This window comes from Mycolicibacterium stellerae, assembly GCF_003719305.1.
In the GTDB taxonomy this organism is placed as follows: Bacteria; Actinomycetota; Actinomycetes; order Mycobacteriales; family Mycobacteriaceae; genus Mycobacterium; species Mycobacterium stellerae.
Genome location: NZ_RARC01000047.1, coordinates 14,706 through 35,288 on the forward strand (window position 1 = coordinate 14,706; position 20,583 = coordinate 35,288).

Consider the following 20,583-nt stretch of genomic DNA (forward strand, 5'->3'; position numbering starts at 1 on the left):
CACCGCGGCGGTGTAGGTTGCGGGCGTGCTCGATCCCAATCCGAGGCCGTGGTGGTCGCACGCGGTGTTCTACCAGGTGTATCCGCGCTCGTTCAGCGACGACAGCGGCGACGGCGTCGGCGACCTCGACGGGGTGGCCTCGCGGCTGGACTACCTCGAGACGCTGGGCGTCGACGCCATCTGGCTGAACCCGGTGATGGTGTCGCCGATGGCCGACCACGGCTATGACGTGTCCGACCCGCGTGACGTCGACCCGCTCTTCGGCGGGATGGCGGCGCTGGACCGGCTCATCGAAGCGGCCCACGCCCGGGGCATCAAGGTGACGATGGACCTGGTCCCCAACCACACCAGCTCGGCGCATCCGTGGTTTCAGGCCGCGCTGGCCGCGGGCCCAGGGACCGACGCGCGGGAGCGCTACATCTTCCGCGACGGCACCGGCCCCGGTGGGGTGCATCCGCCCAACAACTGGGTGTCGATCTTCGGTGGCCCGGCGTGGACGCGCATCGTCGAGCCCGACGGCAACCCCGGGCAGTGGTATCTGCATCTGTTCGACGCCGAGCAGCCCGACCTCAACTGGGAGAACCGCGAGGTCTACGACGATCTCGAGAAGACGCTGCGGTTCTGGCTGGAACGCGGCGTCGACGGCTTCCGTATCGACGTCGCGCACGGCATGGCCAAGCCCCCCGGCCTACCCGACATGGAGATCGTCAAGGCCGAGGTGCTGCTCGCCGACATGGACGACGATCCGAGGTTCAACCACGACGGCGTGCACGACATCCACCGCCACATCCGCACGGTGCTCAACGACTACCCACACGCGGTCGCGATCGGCGAGGTGTGGGTGTACGACAACGAGCAGTTCTCCCGTTATCTGCGCGCCGATGAACTGCACCTGGGCTTCAACTTCCGGCTGTTGCGCGCGAAGTTCGACGCTGCCGATGTCCGCGGTGCGATCGAGAACTCGTTGGCGGCCGCCGCAATCGAGAACGCGATACCGACTTGGACACTGTCGAACCACGACGTCGATCGCGACGTCACCCACTACGGCGGCGGCGACGTCGGCCTGGCCCGCGCGTGGGCGATGGCGCTGGTGATGCTGGCGCTGCCCGGTGCGGTGTTCATCTACAACGGCGAGGAACTCGGCCTGGCCAACGTCGACCTGCCCGACGAGGCGCTGCGCGATCCGGTGTGGGAGCGCTCCGGGCACACCCGACGCGGCCGTGACGGGTCGCGGGTGCCGATGCCGTGGGAGGGGGACGCTCCGCCGTTCGGCTTCTCGACGAATCCCGACACCTGGCTGCCGCTGCCGAAGGAGTGGTCGTCGCTGACGGTCGAGAAGCAGTTGCGCGACCCGGACTCCACGCTGTCGTTCTATCGGGAGGCGCTGCGATTGCGCGGCGTCCGAGCCGAATTCGACAGCACCGCAATCGAATGGCTGGATTCGCCGGACGACGCGCTGGTCTATCGCTTGGTGGGCGGCGGCCTGGTGTGCGCGCTGAACGCGGGCAACGAGCCTCTGGCACTGCCGTCCGGTGAGCTGTTATTGACCAGCGCCGAACTGGTCGACGGCAAGTTGCCGCCGAACGCCGCCGCCTGGGTGGTCTAGTTCTCCTGGCTGGTCTAGTTCTCCTGGCGAGCAGACGCAAAAGTACCCATTTCTCGGGGGTTTCGGGTACATATGCGACTGCTCGCGCCAGTGTGGAGTACTAACAGAAGCGCGCTCATCCACAGCTTCGCTGCGCGGCGTCCACGTGACGCCGGCGAGGCTCCAGCATTGGAGCCGTGTTCATCGACGACTTCTTTTCTGTGAACGGGGGCCTGGCGACCACGCAACAGCTACGTGCCGTGATGTCGCACAAGATGCTGAGATCCCATCTAAGACGCGGGACGATTGTCCGCGTTCGGCATGGCGTCTATGCGCCGAGACTGCCCGATATCCGCACGCGGTTGGCCGCACTCGATTTGGTCGCAGGCAAGCCGGTGGTCGCGTGCATGAGCACAGCGGCAGATCTCTACGGGTTCAATACCGAGCCGGAGGACAGCATCCACGTTCTCGATCCGGGAATTCGGATGCGACCATCCGCCGAGCTGACGGTTCACCAGCGTGTCGGGGCACCGCTCAAGCGAGTTCAAGGCCGACTGGCGACGGCCCCGGCCTGGACCACTGTCGAGATGGCGCGAACACTGCGGCGCCCGCGAGGCTTGGCGGTACTCGACGCTGCGCTGCACGTCGGCGCCTGCACTCGCGACGAGCTGTCGAGCACGGTGGGTGAACAGAAGGGCCGACGAGGCATCGTGAACGTCCGCGAACTCGTCGAGTATGCCGACGGGCGGGCAGAGTCCGCCATGGAAAGCGAAACACGGTTGGTGTTCATCGACGGTGGCGTTCCGATGCCCGAACTCCAGTACGTCATCGTCGACCGGTGCGGGAAGCAATGGCGGGTCGACTTCGCATGGCCCGAGGCCATGCTTGTCGCGGAGTACGACAGCGCCGACTGGCACGCCAATCCCGATGCATTCAGGCACGACCGCTTAAAAACCTCGCGGCTGCAGGAGTGCGGCTGGTTTGTGATGCCTATCGTCGTCGACGATGTTCGTCGCAACCCATGGGATCTCGTCGCGCGGGTGTTCACTCATCTCGAGCGCCCACAGCTCACCGGCTAACACTGCGGGGCCAATCTACCTGCGCGAGCAGACGCAAAAGTACCCGAAAAGCCTTCAAAAAGGGTACTTTTGCGACTGCTCGCGAGGAGAAAGTTAGCGCAGGACGACGGCGGGGTCGCCGCGGCGGCGATACACCGAGCCGAACCTCGCATCGATCCGCAGCCATGCTGGCAACGCACGCACGCGCACGATCTCGTCGGCGGCCACGGTATCGGGGTCCAGCCCCATGCCCTGGCCAGCCGCCGCCGATGACTGCGGCAGGAAACCCATTGCGGTCAAGGCGAATACGCACCGCATCGGGATGGCGACGTCGCCCTGCGGCGAACTGACCGCAAGGACCTCCTGATCCAGCAGCGACACCGGCGGCCCGTGAGTGCTGCCATGTTCCTTCGCCAGCACGACGCCACGCTGCGCCAGCTCGAGCACCACCCGCGCGGGCACGTCGTCGATATGGGCGAAGCCTGTGTCAGGAGGCAGCACACCGCGCCACGCCGAATCCATCGGAAAGCCGGGGTCGACGCGACCGCTGCGGTCCATCGCGCCAAGGCCATCGGCGAGCGCGTCGGCCCCTGCACTCAGGTCCGCCGGTCGCACCCGGCCCGCCACCACCCGGCTCGCCAGCACATCGAAACCGGTTGCGACCCAGGCCACCACCAAACCCTTCGACCGCTCCCGCAACCGGATAACCGCAGCATCGTCGAGTCGCACGGCCCGCTCAACGAACGTCGCGAGATCCTCGCGGTGGGTGGCGTCCTCCAGCCAGATGCCCCGCTCGGGGCTACTCATCGAAGCCAGCGCTGCAGATATTCTTGTTGTGCTGGCGAAAGCCGTTGCAGACGCTGCTCTTTGATGTGCACGGTGGCCAACTGTGTCTCGGCGATAACCGCTGGTCTGGAGTCGGCGGGTTTGTTCACCGACCGCACCTCATAGCCGATGGTGAAGTCGACGGCGCGCACCCGCTTCGACCACATCGTCACTTGCAGCGGCGAGTCCCTCAACCGTAACTGCCCTTTGTAGAGGATCTTGACCTCGTGGATGAGCAGACCAATCTCGTCGATGACGTCTTCGAACGGCTCACGCAGGAAAGGGATTCGCGCCTCTTCGAGGATGGTGACCATGGTGGCGTGGTTGATGTGCTGGTACATGTCGATGTCCGACCAGCGCACCTGCACCGGCGCTACGAATCCCGTCACCCAGTGGTCCCCGTTCCGCTCGTTCGTGTCATGCTGCGGATCTGACGCGCGGCGACCGACAATGTCGCGAGGTCACGCTCATCGGACTGGTAAATCTCGTCCAAAGTGCGGCGCGCACGCTGCACACGAGAGCCGTTGATCAGCTCCCACTCGGCGATTTTCTCCTCACCGCTCTCCTCCACCTCGCCGACGGCGAGCACATCGAAGCACAGCGAGCGAAGCGAGCCGTAGATATCGTCGCGAATCGCCAACCGGGCCAACGAATGCCAGCGGTCGTCGCGTGGAAGCCCGGATACCGCGGTCAGCAGTGCGTCCGAGTTGAGGTAGTCCATCAGCGCGAAGTACGTGTCGGCCACTTCCGCGGGCTCGCGGTCGACGATGTCGGCGATGTCGATGATGTCGAGCAGGCTGTATTGGTACAGGCCCGACGCGACCTTGTACGCCAGGTCTTCCGACGCGCCGTGTGCGGAGAATTGGCCGACTTCCTTCTCGACGATCGCGCGGTCGTCGCCGCGGAGCCACTCCCGCATGCGCGGGGTCAGCTCGGCCACCTTCTTGGCGAACCGATTGATTTCAGCCCCGACCGCCAGCGGCTGCGGCCGGTAGTTGAGCAGCCAGCGTCCGGCGCGATCGATCTGCCTGCGAAGATCCAGTGTCAACCGGTCAGACACGTTCACCGCCACATTGGCATCACGGATGGCGCGCCACACCTCGTCGATGCGGAAGATCGCGTCGGTGGCGACGTACGACCGCACCGCGTCCACAGGTCCAACGCCGACATCGTCCATCACCCGGTACACATACGAGATGCCCGCGGTGTCGACGAGATCGTTGACGAGCATCGTGGTGATGATTTCCCGACGCAGTTGGTGCGAACGGATCTCCGCCCCGAATTCGTCCCGCAGCCGGGTCGGGAAGTAGCTCGGCAGCCGGGCCGCGAAAACCTCTTGGTCCGGAAGATCGCTGGCCAACACCTGGTCCTTGAGGTTCAGCTTGACGTGTGCCATCAGCGTCGCGAGTTCCGGTGAGGTGAGCCCGATTCCGGCCTCGGTACGCCGCCGTATCTCCTTCTCCGACGGGAGTGCCTCGAGTTCGCGGTTCAGCCCGCGCTCGGACTCGAGATCCTTGATCTGGCGAGCGTGCACCGGCAGCAGGCTGGCCGCATTGGCTCTGCTGGTGCCCATCAGGTCGTTCTGGTCCTTGTTGTCGATGAGCACCAGGTCGCCGACCTCGTCGGTCATCGACAGCAGGAGGTTCGTCCGGTCTTCCGGCTTCACCTTGCCGTTGCTGACCAGCGCATCGATCAGGATCTTGATGTTGACCTCATGGTCGGAGCAGTCAACGCCAGCGGAATTGTCGAGCGCATCGGTGTTGATCCGGCCACCGGCGAGGTCGAATTCGACACGGCCAAGCGATGTGACGCCGAGGTTGCCGCCCTCGCCGATCACCTTGGCGCGCACCTGGTTTCCGTTCACCCGGATCATGTCGTTGGCGCGGTCGCCGACATCGGCATCGGACTCGGTTTCGGCCTTGATGTAAGTGCCGATACCGCCGTTGAACAGCAGGTCCACCGGCGCCTTCAGGATCCTGCGCAGCAGCTCCGGCGGCGGTAACTCCTCGACGTCGTCCTCGATGCCGAGTGCGGCGCGGACCTGCGGGCTGATCGGGATCGACTTCTGCTCGCGGCTGTAGATGCCGCCGCCCTCGCTGATCAGCGACTTGTCGTAGTCGTCCCACGTCGAGCGCGGCAGCTCGAACATGCGCTTGCGTTCCTCCCACGATGTCGCGGCGTCGGGGTTCGGGTCGAGGAACACGTGCATATGGTTGAACGCGGCCACCAGCCGGATGTGTTGGGACAGCAGCATTCCGTTGCCGAACACGTCCCCGCTCATGTCACCGATTCCGACGACGGTGAAGTCCTCGGACTGGGTGTCAACGCCCATTTCGAGGAAGTGCCGCTTGACGCTCTCCCAAGCACCCTTGGCGGTGATGCCCATCGCCTTGTGGTCATAACCGACCGAACCGCCGGATGCGAAGGCGTCGCCGAGCCAGAAGCCGTAGGACTTCGCGACCTCGTTGGCGATGTCGGAGAAAGTCGCCGTGCCCTTGTCCGCGGCCACCACGAGGTAGGCGTCGTCACTGTCGCGGCGCACGACCTCGGTTGGGGTGACGACGTTTCCGGTGGTCTGGTCGACGTTGTCGGTCAGGTCGAGCAACCCCGAGATGAACAGCTTGTAGCAGGCGATACCCTCGGCGCGCTGTGCGTCGCGGTCGGCGGCCGCGTCGCCGGAGGGCGGCGGGGGTTGCTTGACGACGAATCCGCCCTTGGCGCCAACCGGGACGATGACGGCGTTCTTCACGGCCTGCGCCTTGACCAGGCCGAGGATCTCGGTGCGGAAATCCTCCTTGCGATCCGACCAGCGCAGGCCGCCGCGGGCGACGAAGCCGAACCGCAGGTGCACACCCTCGACGCGCGGCGAGTAGACGAAGATCTCGAACTTCGGCCGCGGCAGTGGAAGTTCGTCAATCAACTGCGAGTTCAGCTTGACCGACAGCACGTTCTGCGCGCGAGCCGAATCTGCTCTGCTGACAAAGTAGTTGGTGCGCAGCGTGGCCTGGATCATCGACGCGAAGCCACGCAGCACGCGGTCGGTGTCCAAGCTGGTCAGCGCGTCGATATCGGCGGCCACCGATGCGGCGGCGGCCTGCGCGGCCTTCCTGTCGGGATCGGCTGCCGGGTCGAACATCGCTTCGAACAGCTCGACCAGCGACCGGGCGGTGCCAGGGTTCCCGTTGAGCACGCCCTCGATGTGGGTCTGGCTGTACGGAAAACCGGCCTGCCGCAAGTACTTCGCGTAGGTCCGCAGAATCACGACCTGCTGCCACGTCAGGCGTGCGCGCAGAACCAGCTCGTTGAACCGGTCGATCTCGGTGCGACCATGCCAAATCGCGGTCACCGCGTCGGCGAACCGCACCGCGGTGGCGTCCCGTTCGGGCCCCTCCGGTTCATCGGGAATATCGCTGAACACCGAGATCTTGAACTGGTAGATCCACACCGGGAGCCCGTCGGGGCGCGTCACGGTGAACGGCCGCTCTTCGAGCACGATCACGCCCATCGACTGCAGCATCGGCAGCAATTGGCTCAGTGACGCCGATCGCCCGCCGAGGTACCAGATGAGCTGCGCCGAGCCGTCCCTGCCGTCCTCGGAGAACACCAGCTTGACGGAATTATCCTGCAGCTCTTCGATGATCGCGATGTCGTTGATTGCGTCCCCGGGGGCGACAGCCTGCTTGTAGACCTCCGGGAACGCCATCGAGTAGTGCTCGGCCTTGACCTGATCGATCGACCCGGTCTTGACCGCACCGAGCAGTCGGTCGCCCCAGGTTCGCGTCGCCTCGGTGAGCAGATCCTGGATGCGCGTCTCGTTGCGGAGCGAGACATCCACACTGCCCGGTCGAGATCCCTCGGGCAGACGGACAGTGAAATGCACTACTGCCCAAGGTGATTCGCTGACACGCGCGGTGTATTCGATGCTTTCGCCGCCGAGCTCGCGGACGAGGATGTCCTGCATTTCCAGGCGCACCGCGGTGGTGTACCGGTCGCGTGGCAGGTAGACCAGGCAGGACACGAAGTGGGCGAGCTGATCGGCGCGCAGGAACAGCAACGTGCGCCGGCGCGAGCCCAAATCGACGACGGCCATCGCCATGTCCAACAGTTCGCGAGAGCTGAGCGCGAAAAGCTCCGACCGGGGAATGGTCTGGATGATGTCGAGCAACAGTTGCGGAGGATGGCTCGGATCACGCTGCGCCATCGCGACCGCTTCGCTGACCCGCCGCGAAATCAGCGGAATCTCCATCACATTGGCGTTCATGGCGGCGACCGTGAACAACCCGACGAAGCGGTGCTCGATGGCCTGATGGCCGGGGTGTTCGCGGACGACGACGATGTAGGGGTATGCGCCGTAACGCAGGAAGCTGGGGATGGTCGCCTGCGCGAGCACCAGCAGATCGTCGCTGTCGGTGAGTTGCGGCAGGACCTCATCCCTGAAGCGGAGGACGCCGAGGCGGCTCGACGAGTCGACCGACGACTGCCCGCCCTGAACCGGGCACCTTTGATAGCCGAGCAGGACGAAATGCCCGTCGGCGAGCCATCGCAGCAGCTCCGCCACGTCCTTGCGGTCTGCGCCAGGGAAGCGTCCCTCCGGGTCGGTGTCGAGCTCGTTGGCAAGGCCGAGCAGCGTCCCTGACAATGCCCGCGAGTCCAGGGCAACCTGACGGGCATCCGCGAGTACGCCCGGCAGCGAACGCTTGGCCTCCTCGACCGCCTTGGGGTCGACGGAGCTGGACAGCTGGATGTGGATCCACGCCTCGTCGACGGCTTCCCGGGAGTTGTCGGCCTCCGAAGAGGGCTGGATGTCCAGCAGCTCACCGGTCGGGCTGCGCCGCACCCGCAGGATCGGATTCATGATCGCCTTGTAGGCCACTCCGAGCCGGTGCAGCAGCACGGTGACCGAGTCCATCAACAGCGTCGCGTAGTCGGTGACGATCTGTATCGACGGGCCGAATCCGCCGGGGTCGTCTGACGGGTAGACCGCGACGAGCGTTTCCCCGACCCGCCGCCGCCTACCCAGGTTGTAGTGCGCCGAAAGCAGGTTCGGCGACATCAACTTGCCCGCGGCGCCCATATCGACCGGGCCGGTGGCCGCGTCGCTGATGGGCGCATCGCCGTGCGGCCCGTGATAGGTCGCGATGTAGGCCCTGGCGAGTTTGTCCAGGCTGGCCGGCAGACTCGCTTTTTCAGTCGGCCCCTCGATCGCCCCCGCCCTCGGATTGACCGTCATGCGACTCGCTCCTGACTGACCGCTGCGCACCGTCGTTGGCACGCAGAGGCGACATTAGTCGCGTGTGAGGCGGCGGTGGGTGACCCTGTGAGGACGGGCCGCATCGATACCGAGTCGTTCCACTTTGTTTTCTTCATAGGCACCGAAGTTGCCCTCGAACCAGAACCATTTGGCCTCGTTGTCATCGTCGCCCTCCCAGGCGAGGATGTGTGTGCACGTGCGGTCCAGGAACCAGCGATCGTGGCTGATGACGACCGCACAGCCGGGGAAATTCACGAGTGCGTTCTCCAGCGAGCTCAACGTCTCGATGTCGAGGTCGTTGGTGGGTTCGTCGAGCAGGATGAGGTTTCCACCGACCTTGAGGGTCAGCGCCAGGTTGAGTCGGTTGCGCTCACCGCCGGACAGCACGCCGGCCGGCTTCTGCTGATCGGGCCCTTTGAACCCAAAGGCAGACACGTAGGCGCGCGACGGGATCTCGGTCTGCCCGACCTCGATGTAGTCGAGCTTGTCGGAGACGACCTCCCACACCGTCTTCTTCGGGTCGATTCCGCCGCGGCTCTGGTCGACGTAGCTGAGCTTGACGGTCTCGCCGACCTTGACGGTGCCGCTGTCGGGTTGTTCCAGGCCGACGATCGTCTTGAACAGGGTGGTCTTGCCGACGCCGTTGGGGCCGATGACGCCGACGATGCCGTTGCGCGGCAGCGTGAAGGAGAGGTCCTTGATCAGCTGCCTGCCGTCGTAGCCCTTGTCGAGATGATCGACCTCGACGACAACGCTGCCCAGCCGCGGACCGACCGGAATCTGGATCTCCTCGAAGTCGAGCTTGCGCGTCTTCTCCGCCTCGGCGGCCATCTCTTCGTAGCGCCCGAGGCGCGCCTTGTTCTTTGCCTGCCGCGCCTTGGCGCCGGACCGCACCCAGGCGAGTTCCTCCTGCAGCCGTTTCGCCAACTTCGCGTCCTTGCGGCCCTGGATGGCGACGCGGTCGGCCTTCTTCTCCAGGTACGTCGAGTAGTTGCCCTCGTACGGGTAGGCGCGGCCACGGTCGAGCTCGAGGATCCACTCCGCGACGTTGTCAAGGAAGTACCGGTCGTGGGTGACGGCCAGGATGGCGCCCTTGTACTCGGCGAGGTGCTGCTCGAGCCACTGCACGCTCTCGGCGTCGAGGTGGTTGGTTGGCTCGTCGAGCAGCAGCAGGTCGGGCTTCGACAGCAGCAGCCTGCACAGTGCCACCCGGCGTCGCTCGCCACCGGACAGGTGGGTCACCGGCTCGTCGGGCGGCGGGCAGCGCAGCGCGTCCATCGCCTGCTCCAGCTGCGAGTCGATATCCCAGGCGTCGGCCGCGTCGAGCTCCTCCTGCAGCTGGCCCATCTCCTCCATCAGCTCGTCGGTATAGTCGGTGGCCATCAGCTCGGCGACCTCGTTGTACCGGTTGAGTTTGGCCTTGATCGCCACACCGGCTTCGACGTTCTCGCGGACGGTCTTGTCCTCGTCGAGCTGGGGCTCCTGCATGAGGATGCCGACCGTCGCGCCCGGCTGCAGGTAGGCATCGCCGTTGTTGGGCTGGTCAAGGCCGGCCATGATCCGCAGGACGCTCGACTTTCCCGCCCCGTTCGGACCGACAACGCCGATCTTTGCGCCGGGCAGGAAATTCAGGGTGACGTCGTCAAGGATGACCTTGTCGCCGTGCGCCTTGCGGACCTTCCGCATCGTGTAGATGAAATCGGCCATGCCGTTGTAGTGCCTCTCTGGTCTCGGTATTGCTCGCGGACCATCGTAGGCGTTGACACTGGCCGTCCTGACCGCGCGTCAGCGGCCGAACCTGCTTACGCCGACATCGGGAGAACCTTCTCGCCGTTGCTCGCGTCCGCCCCGGTCGTCTCGGCATCGCGGCCTGACGCATCGTCCTTGGTGTCGGCCGCGTCGGCGCTGGTCACATTGTCGGCCTTCGGACGGTCGATGGTCGCGACGCTTCGCGCCAGATCCGGTCCCACCGCGGCGGCCCGCATTTCCAGCGATGAACGTCGCACGCCGTCACGGTCGTCGTACTCATTGGTGTGCACATCCCCGACAACGATGACCGGGTCACCCTTCTTGAGGGAGCCTCCGACGCCCTTCACGAGGCGCTTGCCCCAGCAGTTGACCGACACGTACAAGGAGTTGCCCGGCTCCCAGTTGCCGTCGGCGGTGCGGCGGCGCGAATTGCTGGCCACGCGGAATTTGTAAACCTCCTGATCGCCGACCCGGCGCAGGATCGGATCCGTGATGATGGTGCCGACCACGGTGAAGGGTGTCTCGAACATTGCTCGTCCTTTCGATTGATTTGGTTCTCGCCCTACATCGCTATTGAGCAGGGCGGCGCCGACGCATCGCCGTGTCGCCCGCCACCGTCGGGCACGGGCTGTGGACGAATCGCGGACTGTGGATGGTGGCCGTAGGTTGGACAACCATGGCGGACGACCTCGAACTGGTGGTGTTCGGAGCGCACCTACGCGGCGGACCGCTGTCTCACCAACTCACGGACCTCGGCGCCCGCTGGGCGGGCGAAATCTTCACGGCGCCGCGCTACCGGATGTCGGTGCTTGCGACGGTGCCGCCCAAGCCGGCGATCACGCGTGTGCCCGGCGGCGGCGAAGGTGCCTCGCTGATGGGCCACCGGTGGTTGCTCTCCCCTGCCGCACTCGGCCTGTTTCTCGATGCGCTGCCCGCGCCGATGCAGCTCGGCAAGGTCGAATTCGACGACGGCACATGGCGAACCGGCTTCAGCTGCGACGGTGCGGCGGCGACCGGTCCAGACATCAGCTCGTTCGGGAGTTGGCCAGCCGCGATCGCCGCGGGAGCGGTCTAGGCCGACTTTCGCCACACCGAGACGTGCCGGGTGCTCTCGTGGGTGAACGGCGTGCCGTCCCAGTCCTGCCACCGATCCACAAGCGTCATTCCGGCGATACGCGCCATCAGGTCCAACTCGGCAGGCCACACATAGCGGAACGGAATGGACCGAAGCACCGCCGAGCCGTCGTCGTCATCGACGTAGTTGGAGCTCATCGACTGCGTTGCGCAGTCGTAAAGGTCATAGGCCCAGAACTTCTCGCCGACATCGAACGGGACGGCGCGTTGCCCCGGCGGCAGCAGTCGCAGCGCGGGGACGCCAACCTCGATGACGAAGCTGCCACCCGGCTCCAGATGCGCGGCGGCGTTGACGAAGCAGGCCAGCTGGGCGTCTTGGGTCGTCAGATTGTTGATCGTGTTGAAAACCAGGTAGGTCAGCGAGAACTGGCCGGGGACACGCACGTCGGCGAAGTCCCCGATCGTCACGTCGATCGCCGCCCCGCCCGGCTTGTCACGCAGTCGGCTGACCATCGCGTTCGACAGGTCGATGCCGTGCACCTCGACGCCGCGTCGAGCCAGCGGAAGCGCGATACGGCCCGTCCCGACACCGAATTCCAGCGTTCTGCCGTCACCGGCAAGCCCGGCCAGAACATCGACGACGGTGTCGATGACGCTCTGGTCGTGCATGCCCGACGTCGCAGCGTCGTAGGTGGCGGCCACCTCCTCACCGAAGAACCCGTCGTCGGCCACGACTAGCGCGTCTCCCGCTTGGCGAGTTCGGCGAGCATCCTGTTGTAGGCGGCAAGGTCTGCGTCGTCGTCGCGGTCGGCCGCCCGGTCGAGCCTCTTGGCGGTGCGGCGGTCGCTGCGGGTCCACTGCACCAGCAAGGCGATCATCACCACGACGAGCGGGATTTCGCCTGCCGACCAAGCGATTCCACCGCCCAGCTTCTGGTCGCCGAGCAGGTCGGTGTGCCAGTACAGCTGCAGCGATTTGTAGAAGCTCTCGCCCAGCACGCTGTTGGTGCTCATCAGCACGACGCCGAAGAACGCGTGCAGCGGCAGCGACGCGAACACCATGCCGACCTTGCCAAGCGGCGGTATCGGGCGTGGTGTTGGGTCGATGCCGATGACGACCCAGTAGAAGAGGTATCCGCTGAGCAGGAAGTGCAGGTTCATCGCGAGGTGTGCCGCATGGATGCCGACCGCGGCGTCGAAGATCCCGCCGAAGTACAGGCCATAGAAGCCCGCGACGAAAATCACCGTCGCGACGATCGGGTTGGTGAAGAACCGCGATACGCGTGAATGCAGCGCAGCAAGAAGCCATTCGCGCGGGCCCGGCGGTTCACCCTTCGCCGCGGTCGGCAGCGCGCGCAGCGCCAGCGTCACCGGCGCACCCAGCACGAGCAGGATCGGCGTCAACATCGACAGCAGCATGTGCGCGGCCATGTGCATGCTGAACATCGCGGCCATGTACCGGCCGAGACCCGAGGACGTCGCGAACAGCAGCACAAGGCAGCCAAGCAGCCACGCCACGATCCGACCCGTCGGCCATGCGTCGCCGCGCCGACGCAGTCGTATCACCCCGGCGATGTAGACCAGCGCCATCACGATGGCCGCGGTCCCGAAGATGAGATCGAAGCGCCAGTCGAACAGCACGCGCGCCACCGTCGGCGGCCCGGCGAAGTCGTAGCCGATCTCGATGGCGGGAATGGACGGGTTGAACACCGGTGGCGGCGGTGGCGGGGTCCTGCTCAACGCGACCGCGATGCCGAAGGTGAGGCCGAAGACCACGGCCTCGGTGATCGCCAGCCGGATCAAGGGGCCGCGAGCCTCCGGGTCGGATTGCAATGCGGCGACACCGCTGCGCCGCTGACGCCAGCCGATGAAACCCAGCGTGCACAGCGCGACGGCCTTGGCGACGACGAGCAGGCCGTAGCCGCCGTCGAAGAGTTCCCCGGGACGAATCCGCACCAAGGCGTTGACAACGCCGCTGAGCGCCATCGCGACAAAGCACCAAAGCGCGACGGCGGAGAATCGGCGCGCGGCCAGTTCGGCGTGTCCGCCGCGACGCAACACGTGCACGAGGAGCGCCAGCAGGCCGCCTGCCCACAGCGCTGCGGCGATCAAATGGATGAGCAGGCTGTTTGTGGCCAGGTCGTGCGAGCCGCCCGACGACGAGTGCCCCGTCAGCGCAAGCGGGAGCAGCGTCACCAGCGACCCCGCGAACAGCAGCGGCGTCGGCGACCAGCGCAACACCGGAATGCTCGCGACCGTGACGATCGCCGCAAGGACGGCGGTCCATCGCCACGCTCCCGCCGTTTCGACCAGGCTGGCCACCGACCAGATGTCCGACGGGCTAAGCCGCGAGGTCAGCGGCTGGCCCGTGACATCGGAGACGGTCAACGGCACCAGCAGCGCCGCGCACACCGTCCATATCGCCGCCGCGGCGGTGCCGACCCGCAGCGCCCGGTATCCGTCGGCGTCGAGCACCCCGTTCTGCTGGGGAGGCACCATGAACGCGGCGAACATGAACGACCCCACCGCTACGACGGCAGCGATCTCGCCTGCGGCCCGCACGAACGGCAGGCCGTAGGTGGTGACCGGCCCCGGATCGGGCAAGCCCGTCGCGGTCAGCGCGTCGGCCAGCGTCATGGCGCCGAGGCCCGCGGCAGTCGCGCCTGCCAGCACGGCCACCCCGAGCAACACCGGCCATACGGCGCCGGTGCGCACGTTCTGGGTGGTGGCCATGTAAACAGCGTATGGCCACGCCCTGTGGGCTATTCAGACGCGTCGCGCAGAGCGCGTCGGTTCATCTCGCGGGCGTAGAACTGTGCGCGGGAGATCCGCTCGACCCTGTCCATGTCGCGCAGCACATTGCGGAGTTCGTCGCGGAAGGCGGTCCGGCGCTCGACCAGATCCGCCGCGGGTTCCAGCAGGTGCTGGTCGGCGACCACCTGACGCGCCGTCGCGAACAGCAGCGCTGAGACCGCCTCGGTGGTGCGCACTCGGTCCTGCGCGACGTACTGGTTGCCGACGCCGATCGCCTTCTTCGTCAGTTCCTTCTCGTCGATCTCGGCAGGGGCGTCGCACAGCACGTCGGCGACGATCTCGTAGGCCTCGAAATAGGGCCGCAGCACAGCCTGCGCGATCAACGGCCGCTTGGCCCGCAGCATCGCGTCGATTTCCTCACCGCCGGCGGCGACATGTGCCTCCCAGTCGTCGTGCCACTCCATCTCCTCTGCGAGGTGCTCACGGAACGCCGTGGAGTCCGCGAAGTAGAAGTCGAACTTCAACAGGTCGCGCAACCGCGTCGCCTGAGTCCAGAACGCCTCCAAGCGATCTCCGTCGGCGCGCGCCGCGTAGGCCAGCGCCAGTTCGACGATTGCCGTCTCGAGGAACGCGTCGATGATCGTATTGCGGTAGAACGCCGCCTCGTGCTCCTGCTCGGGCGCGATCCGCCAGACCGGCTCGCGCCCACCGTCGACCCGCGTGACCGGATGACCGTTGGACAGCGCATCAAGGGCGGACCGAACACCGTCGGCCGTTCGCAGCCGCAGCACGCTGTTGGTGACCGGAGTCTGCTTGCGCTCCAGGTAATCCAGCGAGTCCTGCAGCGTGTGGTGCAGTTGGTCCAGTGTCAGCGCGGTACCGCGGGTGGTCAGCAGCAACGCCGCGACCAGACCCGTCGCGTTGACCGGTGTCGCGCGAAGGATCCGCCAGGACACCTCGATCGCCATCTTCTGCATGGCAAGGCGTTTCGCGGCCTCGTCGTTTGCGATCGGTCCACCCGGTTGGCCGAGGTATTCCCGCATCGACACGGCCTGGGGGAATCGGACGTAGATCTTGCCGTAATTGCGTTCGCCTTGGGCCTTGATGAAGTTGTACAGCCACGACACCCCCTCGGGGGTCTTCTCGCCGCCACGGGCGTACGCCGCGTACTCGGCTGTCTCGTGCAGTTGGTCGAAGCTGATCGACACCGGTTGAAGGAGGATGTCCCCGCTGCGGCCCTCGAGGTAGGCATCGGCGACGTAGCTCATCAGACCGAGCTTGGGCGGCAACATCTTTCCGGTTCGCGACCGGGTGCCCTCGATCGACCAACTCAGGTTGAACCGCTTTTCGACGATGTAGCCGATGAACTGGCGCAGCACGTACTTGTACAGCGGGTCGTCGAGCTTGCGCCGGATGAAGATGACGCCTGAGCGGCGCATCAGCGGCCCCATGAACCCGAACGACAGGTTGATGCCCGCGAAGGTGTGTACGGGCGGCAGCCGGTTTTCCTGCATCGCGACCGGCACGATCGCACCGTCGAGGTAGGACCGGTGGGAGAACAGCAGTACAGCGGGATGGGTCTCCAACGCGTGCCGCATGTTCTCGATTTCGGCGCGGTCGTAGTCGATGTTCGGGTCGAATCCGCGGCTGAAGATCGCCCGGCCCATTGACGGGATGAGGTCGACGGAGAACCGGCTCCACCCGGTGCCCAATTCGTCGATCATCTCGCCCGCTTTTTCGAGCGTCGCGCCGGGAATCTTCTCCAGGCCTTCCCTGAACCGAGACGATGCCAGCATCTCCGGCTTCACCAGCTGGGGTGACTTGTACTCGGGCCCGAGCAGCCGCAGCTCTACACGTTCGATGGCAAGGCTCGCGCGGCGGATGACGAAATGGGCTAAGTCGCGGGGATTTTCAGCGGCAGTGTTGTCGCTCCACTGTTGACGCAGCTCGGAAACCTTCGCGGGCTCCCCCGCCACCACACGCGCACGTGACGGGTCCCGTTTGAGGAAGCGTTTCTGAAGGATCTCGGGCGGCCGATACGTGTCGCGCCCCGAGATCAATGCGACCACCTTGGAACGCGTGGGCAGACCGCGGGGCATCCAAAAGACCCGTACGGGAACCACACTGCGGTCTTCGTCGGCTTCGAGTTCCTCGACGAGCCGCGCCAGCACGCCCGGCGGCGGCTCTCCATCGGGAAGCTCCAGTACCGCGACGTTGGCTTCGGGATGTTCACGCTTTTGCTGTTGCAGCCAGTCGCTCAACAACTCTCGCTCAGCGGGCGACGACACCGATGCCAGCACCAACGCATCGTCGGTGGTGGAAAAAGACGCCATCGGGTCGGCGGCGGTCACGGCCGTCCCTTCTTCGCGGCCGCCTTCTTGGCTGGTGCCTTCTTTGCGGCCGCCTTCTTAGCTGTCTTACCTGTGGTCTTCTTGGCCGCCGCCTTGTTGGCCGTTGCCTTCTTCGCCGTTGCCTTGCTGGTCTTCTTGGCGGCTGTCGCCTTGGCAGGTGCCGACTTCTTCGCTGGCGCAGCCTTCTTGGCCGTGTTCCTGGTTCGCACGTACGGCCCGATCTTCGGAACCGAGTCGTGCGGCCAGTCTTTCAGCGTGTCCAAGTAGAGCTGGCGTACCTCGGCGATCCTGTCCGTCAGGTTATCCACGGTCCAGTCGTCGGTGGATATCGGCGGATAGACAACCACGTCAACGGTGCCTGGGTTGAACGTCGTGGAGTCGCGGGACGAGATGACTTCCGCATTGCGAATGACAATGGGCACGATAGGAATTCCGGCTGACATTGCGATGCGGAACGGACCTTTCTTGAACGGCCCGACTTCCGTCGTGTCGAGGCGGGTACCCTCCGGGGCGATCAAGATGGAGAGTCCTTTCTTCGCGTTCTCCTCGACTTTCTTCAGCCCCTCGATCGCGGCCTTCGGATTGTCCCGGTCGATGAACGCCGCGTCCATCACCTTGCCGAGCGTGCCGACGATCGGGTCGTTCTCGAGTTCCTTCTTGCCGACCGAGGTGAAGTTGGTGTCGACGAGCCTGCCCGCGATGACGGGATCGACCTGGTTGCGGTGGTTGAAAATGAACACCGCGGGCCGCTCTTTGGTCAGGTTCTCCTTGCCAAGCAGGTTGATGTTCACGCCGGTGGCGGTCAGCAGCGACCGGCCGAACGCCGAGGTGAAGAAGTTGACGCCGGTGCGCCTGTTGCGCGTCAGCAAGCCGAGGCCGACTGCGCCTGCGGCGATGGGCACCAACGAGGCCACGCCTGCAACGGTACGCAGCTGGGATACCGGGTTGCTCCCGCTGCGACTGCTGAAGCGCAGCACGGGCCAACCCCGTTTGGCCGCAACGGCGGCCAGCTTGCCCGCCGGATTCGTGGGCCGCGGGTTGCCGACCAGATACATCAGCGCGACGTCCTCGTCGCCGTCGGCATAGAAGTAGCTCTTGGACAGATCGACGCCGTTTTCAGCGGCGAAGGCCTGCACCGCCCTGGCCTTGCCAGGACCCCAGATGATCGGCGTCTTCACCTCACCGGTGATCAGTCCGTCGTCGTCGGTCTCGAACATGTTGCTCAGTACGTTCTTGATTCCGAGGAAGCGCGCCACCGGTTCCACCTGAACGGTCAGCGCCGATGAGCTGAGCACCACGGTGTGGCCGCGCTCCATGTGAGCGCGAACCAGATCGCGCATCTCCGGGTAGATGCGTCCGATGATCTTCTGCATGAAAAGCCGCTCGGCGAGTTCGTCGATGTCGCCGAGGGAGCTGCCACGCAACATGCGGGCGCCCTTGCCGATGAGGTCCTCGAACTCCGACCGGCCCAGCTGGTGGTTGAGGCCGGCCTGCACCATGCCGATGAACTCGCCCACGCCCATCTGACCGCGCCGCAACCGATCCCGGGTCATGATGACGCCGGTGAAGCCGGCGACCAGGGTGCCGTCCAGGTCGAAGAACGCGCCGACCTTGGGACCCGCCGGGCTGGCCTGGATCTCGGCGACCGAGCCGGGTAACCGCATGGGTCGCCGATTGGCGCGTCGTGTCGTCTGGTCGTCTGCCGATGTCATAGGGCGCTTTTCCCGTTCAGTGATGGAGGGCTCGTCGTGTCGGCATCGGGGCTGAATGACGCAGGGATGGCACGCCCTTCGCCGCCGAGGGCGAGCACTTCGTCGAATCCCTTTTGCAGGCACGTGGCGAAGAAGTTGCCGTCCGTCACCGCCGCCCGGTCGTAGCGTGCGGTGACAGTGACATAGCCGGCCCGCGACACCAACACAACCATCATCGCCACCCCGGGCAGCGGACCAAGTCCGTACTGCCGGAGGATCTTCGCGCCCGCGATGAACGTGTCCCCGGCATAGACCGGCACGTTGCTCGCCTGCACATCGGAGTTGACCACCGAACCGGCCATCGACTCGAGCACCGTGTCCGGCAACAGGCTGAGCACAGGCGCGATGACGCCCATCATGTTCACGGCCCGCTCGTCTCGCTTGCGCGTCATCTGCGAGCGAATGCTCTTGATCCGCTTCTCGGGGTCGACGATGCCGATGGGCGCGGCGAGGTTCACCCCGGCGAACCGGTTACCGCCTGCGGGATCGTTGTCGGATCGCATGTTGACCGGAATCGCCATCGGCAATGTGTCGATCGGCACGCCCATGTGTTCGTGGTAAAGCCTCAGTGCGCCGCACAGTCCGGCCAGGTAGGCGTCGTTGATCGAGCCTTCGGCTGCCTTCGCGGCCCTGTGCAGGTCACCGAACACAATGTCGATCGCATCGCTACGCGACGAGAGGCTTCGCCGTCGCAGCACCGGCGACGGCTCGGCGGCCGGTCCCATCACCCTTGCGCTCGACATTGCGTAGTCCACGGCGCTGCCGACCGACGAGACCGGGTCGCGTATCACCTGACCGACCGCCTGCGCAGCACCGTATATCGCTTCACGAACCCCGCTTGCTATCGCCCCGGGGAGCCGGTTGAACCCTTGCCGCATAAGGTCATTCGGCGACAGGTCTTGCGGTATGGGCAGCGGTGGAGCGCCTTGCGAAGGCGGGTCGCGCTCGAGATCGTAGATGTTGGCGAACATCTCGACGCCGCCGACACCATCGGTGACGGCGTGGCTCAGATGCACCATCATGGCGGCCCTGCCGCCTGCCAGTCCCTCGACGAGGGTGGCCGTCCACAGGGGGCGCGAGATGTCGAGCGGTGACTGCAGGGCGACCTCGGCAAGATCCATCACCTCGCGCAGGGTGCCGGGTTCGGAGACCCGGAGCCGACGCACATGGAAGTCGAGGTTGAAATCCGGGTCGACGACCCATCGCGCCGGCGCAGTCGGCAGCGTGGGCATCACCACCTTCTGTCGCAGCCGCAACACCTTCCGCGACGCGTTCTCAAACCGCGTCCGGAAGCGATCCCACTCGGGGGCGGTGTCGAGAATCTCGAGCGTCATGATCCCCGACCGCGTGCGCGGGTTGGCTTCGCCGCGATGCAGTATCAGGTCGACGGGACTGAGTTCCTCGGGAGGTCCGGCCGCACCCGGTACCAGTGCGTCGCTCATGGCTGCGGCCACCCTGCCATTGTTGCTGCTCCTCCGATAAGCTCCCACATTCACCTACCCACGCTAGTCCGCCATAACTCGCAGTGACGTGCCTTTCGGGGCTATCTAGAGGCGGTCGCCGCAACGGTCGAAAGCGACTCGTGCGGGGTCCCCAGATACACGTTCGCGGCGGTTGGCGAAGAACTGCAGGCTTCAACTCGCGTTATGTGCCGTGTTCCGCGGGCCCGGTGAGGAAGCGGTCGCCTGTCTCAGGACAATGGAATACGCCAGCCGCATACGCGACAAGATCGACAGCGATTCACGGCTGATGACGACGCGTCTATCGGTCTGTGAGCTCGGTTAAAGTGAGTGCGCTGCCCCCGTAGCTCAGTGGATAGAGCAACCGCCTTCTAAGCGGTTGGCCGCAGGTTCGAGTCCTGCCGGGGGCGCTGCGTGACTGTGTTTCGGCTGATTCTTGACCGTTGGTTCGGTCCTTTTGTCACCATCCCCGCAGAGCGAGCCGGTGCGGGGCGGCGATGTCTTCGACGTTGATGCCCACCATGGCCTCCCCCAACCCGCGCGACACCTTGGCCAGCACGTCAGGATCGTCATAGAAAGTGGTGGCCTTGACGATCGCGGCAGCCCGCGACGCCGGATCACCAGACTTGAAGATCCCCGAACCCACGAACACCCCCTCAGCACCCAGCTGCATCATCATCGCCGCATCAGCCGGGGTAGCGATGCCACCGGCAGTGAACATCGTCA

Annotated in this window: 12 protein-coding genes, 1 tRNA gene and 2 pseudogenes; 4 read left to right on the forward strand and 11 right to left on the reverse strand. The window is 65.5% G+C overall.

Going from position 1 to position 20,583, the window contains the following annotated elements; all coding sequences use genetic code 11:
• The first annotated feature begins 25 nt into the window (after window positions 1-25).
• Both D6M19_RS32415 and D6M19_RS32420 read left to right on the forward strand, forming a co-directional pair.
• Window positions 26-1,606, forward strand: a complete 1,581-nt coding sequence (locus D6M19_RS32415; RefSeq protein ID WP_123029398.1) for a glycoside hydrolase family 13 protein — start codon at window positions 26-28, stop codon at window positions 1,604-1,606.
• A 176-nt stretch (window positions 1,607-1,782) separates the two neighbouring features.
• On the forward strand, window positions 1,783-2,664 hold the full coding sequence (locus D6M19_RS32420; RefSeq protein ID WP_123029399.1) for a type IV toxin-antitoxin system AbiEi family antitoxin domain-containing protein: 882 nt from the start codon (window positions 1,783-1,785) through the stop codon (window positions 2,662-2,664).
• A gap of 93 nt (window positions 2,665-2,757) precedes the next feature.
• Here the strand turns inward: D6M19_RS32420 and D6M19_RS32425 are convergent, their stop codons facing one another.
• The 5 genes from D6M19_RS32425 to D6M19_RS32445 all read right to left on the reverse strand — a co-directional run bounded on the left by D6M19_RS32425 (window position 2,758) and on the right by D6M19_RS32445 (window position 10,998).
• On the reverse strand, window positions 2,758-3,450 hold the full coding sequence (locus D6M19_RS32425) for a DUF8010 domain-containing protein (protein ID WP_123029400.1): 693 nt from the start codon (window positions 3,448-3,450) through the stop codon (window positions 2,758-2,760).
• On the reverse strand, window positions 3,447-3,809 hold the full coding sequence (locus D6M19_RS32430) for an acyl-CoA thioesterase (protein WP_234835156.1): 363 nt from the start codon (window positions 3,807-3,809) through the stop codon (window positions 3,447-3,449). Before D6M19_RS32430 ends, D6M19_RS32425 begins: the two co-directional genes overlap by 4 nt.
• Before the next feature lie 44 nt (window positions 3,810-3,853).
• On the reverse strand, window positions 3,854-8,698 hold the full coding sequence (locus tag D6M19_RS32435; protein WP_123029402.1) for an NAD-glutamate dehydrogenase: 4,845 nt from the start codon (window positions 8,696-8,698) through the stop codon (window positions 3,854-3,856).
• A 54-nt stretch (window positions 8,699-8,752) separates the two neighbouring features.
• Complete coding sequence (gene ettA, locus D6M19_RS32440) at window positions 8,753-10,426, reverse strand: energy-dependent translational throttle protein EttA (RefSeq protein ID WP_123029403.1); 1,674 nt, start codon at window positions 10,424-10,426, stop codon at window positions 8,753-8,755.
• Between the two features lie 95 nt (window positions 10,427-10,521).
• On the reverse strand, window positions 10,522-10,998 hold the full coding sequence (locus D6M19_RS32445) for a single-stranded DNA-binding protein (RefSeq protein ID WP_123029404.1): 477 nt from the start codon (window positions 10,996-10,998) through the stop codon (window positions 10,522-10,524).
• A gap of 161 nt (window positions 10,999-11,159) precedes the next feature.
• Between D6M19_RS32445 and D6M19_RS32450 the strand changes: the two are divergent.
• A pseudogene (locus tag D6M19_RS32450) lies at window positions 11,160-11,543 on the forward strand (allophanate hydrolase-related protein); the annotation flags it as partial.
• On the opposite strand, the gene D6M19_RS32455 reads toward D6M19_RS32450, so the two are convergent.
• The 5 genes from D6M19_RS32455 to D6M19_RS32475 are packed head-to-tail and all read right to left on the reverse strand — an operon-like array spanning window position 11,540 to window position 19,839.
• Complete coding sequence (locus D6M19_RS32455; RefSeq protein ID WP_234835153.1) at window positions 11,540-12,274, reverse strand: class I SAM-dependent DNA methyltransferase; 735 nt, start codon at window positions 12,272-12,274, stop codon at window positions 11,540-11,542. The pseudogene D6M19_RS32450 and the gene D6M19_RS32455 overlap by 4 nt on opposite strands.
• 2 nt (window positions 12,275-12,276) lie before the next feature.
• Window positions 12,277-14,274: a bifunctional copper resistance protein CopD/cytochrome c oxidase assembly protein gene (locus D6M19_RS32460; RefSeq protein ID WP_123029405.1), complete on the reverse strand. Its 1,998-nt coding sequence runs from the start codon at window positions 14,272-14,274 to the stop codon at window positions 12,277-12,279.
• A 29-nt stretch (window positions 14,275-14,303) separates the two neighbouring features.
• Window positions 14,304-16,628 carry a glycerol-3-phosphate 1-O-acyltransferase gene (locus D6M19_RS32465; protein WP_123029411.1) on the reverse strand — a complete coding sequence of 775 codons (2,325 nt, stop codon included), beginning with the start codon at window positions 16,626-16,628 and terminating at the stop codon, window positions 14,304-14,306.
• A gap of 14 nt (window positions 16,629-16,642) precedes the next feature.
• Complete coding sequence (locus D6M19_RS32470) at window positions 16,643-18,358, reverse strand: HAD-IB family hydrolase/lysophospholipid acyltransferase family protein (protein ID WP_123029406.1); 1,716 nt, start codon at window positions 18,356-18,358, stop codon at window positions 16,643-16,645.
• Window positions 18,355-19,839, reverse strand: coding sequence for a wax ester/triacylglycerol synthase family O-acyltransferase (locus tag D6M19_RS32475; protein WP_123029407.1), 1,485 nt, complete (start codon window positions 19,837-19,839; stop codon window positions 18,355-18,357). The genes D6M19_RS32470 and D6M19_RS32475 overlap by 4 nt, the downstream gene beginning before the upstream one ends.
• A 355-nt stretch (window positions 19,840-20,194) precedes the next feature.
• Here D6M19_RS32475 and D6M19_RS32480 point away from each other — a divergent pair.
• Window positions 20,195-20,267, forward strand: a tRNA-Arg gene (locus D6M19_RS32480).
• Between the two features lie 50 nt (window positions 20,268-20,317).
• Here the strand turns inward: D6M19_RS32480 and D6M19_RS32485 are convergent.
• Window positions 20,318-20,583, reverse strand: a pseudogene (locus tag D6M19_RS32485) (pyridoxal 5'-phosphate synthase lyase subunit PdxS); the annotation flags it as partial.

Excerpts from the sequence above, each read along its gene's own strand:
- D6M19_RS32460 (WP_123029405.1), bottom strand. The coding sequence starts at position 14,274 with ATGGCCACCACCCAGAACGTGCGCACCGGCGCCGTATGGCCGGTGTTG.
- D6M19_RS32435 (WP_123029402.1), bottom strand. The coding sequence starts at position 8,698 with ATGACGGTCAATCCGAGGGCGGGGGCGATCGAGGGGCCGACTGAAAAA.
- D6M19_RS32465 (WP_123029411.1), bottom strand. The coding sequence starts at position 16,628 with ATGGCGTCTTTTTCCACCACCGACGATGCGTTGGTGCTGGCATCGGTG.
- D6M19_RS32470 (WP_123029406.1), bottom strand. The coding sequence starts at position 18,358 with ATGACATCGGCAGACGACCAGACGACACGACGCGCCAATCGGCGACCC.
- D6M19_RS32430 (WP_234835156.1), bottom strand. The coding sequence starts at position 3,809 with ATGTACCAGCACATCAACCACGCCACCATGGTCACCATCCTCGAAGAG.
- D6M19_RS32475 (WP_123029407.1), bottom strand. The coding sequence starts at position 19,839 with ATGAGCGACGCACTGGTACCGGGTGCGGCCGGACCTCCCGAGGAACTC.
- ettA (WP_123029403.1), bottom strand. The coding sequence starts at position 10,426 with ATGGCCGATTTCATCTACACGATGCGGAAGGTCCGCAAGGCGCACGGC.
- D6M19_RS32425 (WP_123029400.1), bottom strand. The coding sequence starts at position 3,450 with ATGAGTAGCCCCGAGCGGGGCATCTGGCTGGAGGACGCCACCCACCGC.
- D6M19_RS32445 (WP_123029404.1), bottom strand. The coding sequence starts at position 10,998 with ATGTTCGAGACACCCTTCACCGTGGTCGGCACCATCATCACGGATCCG.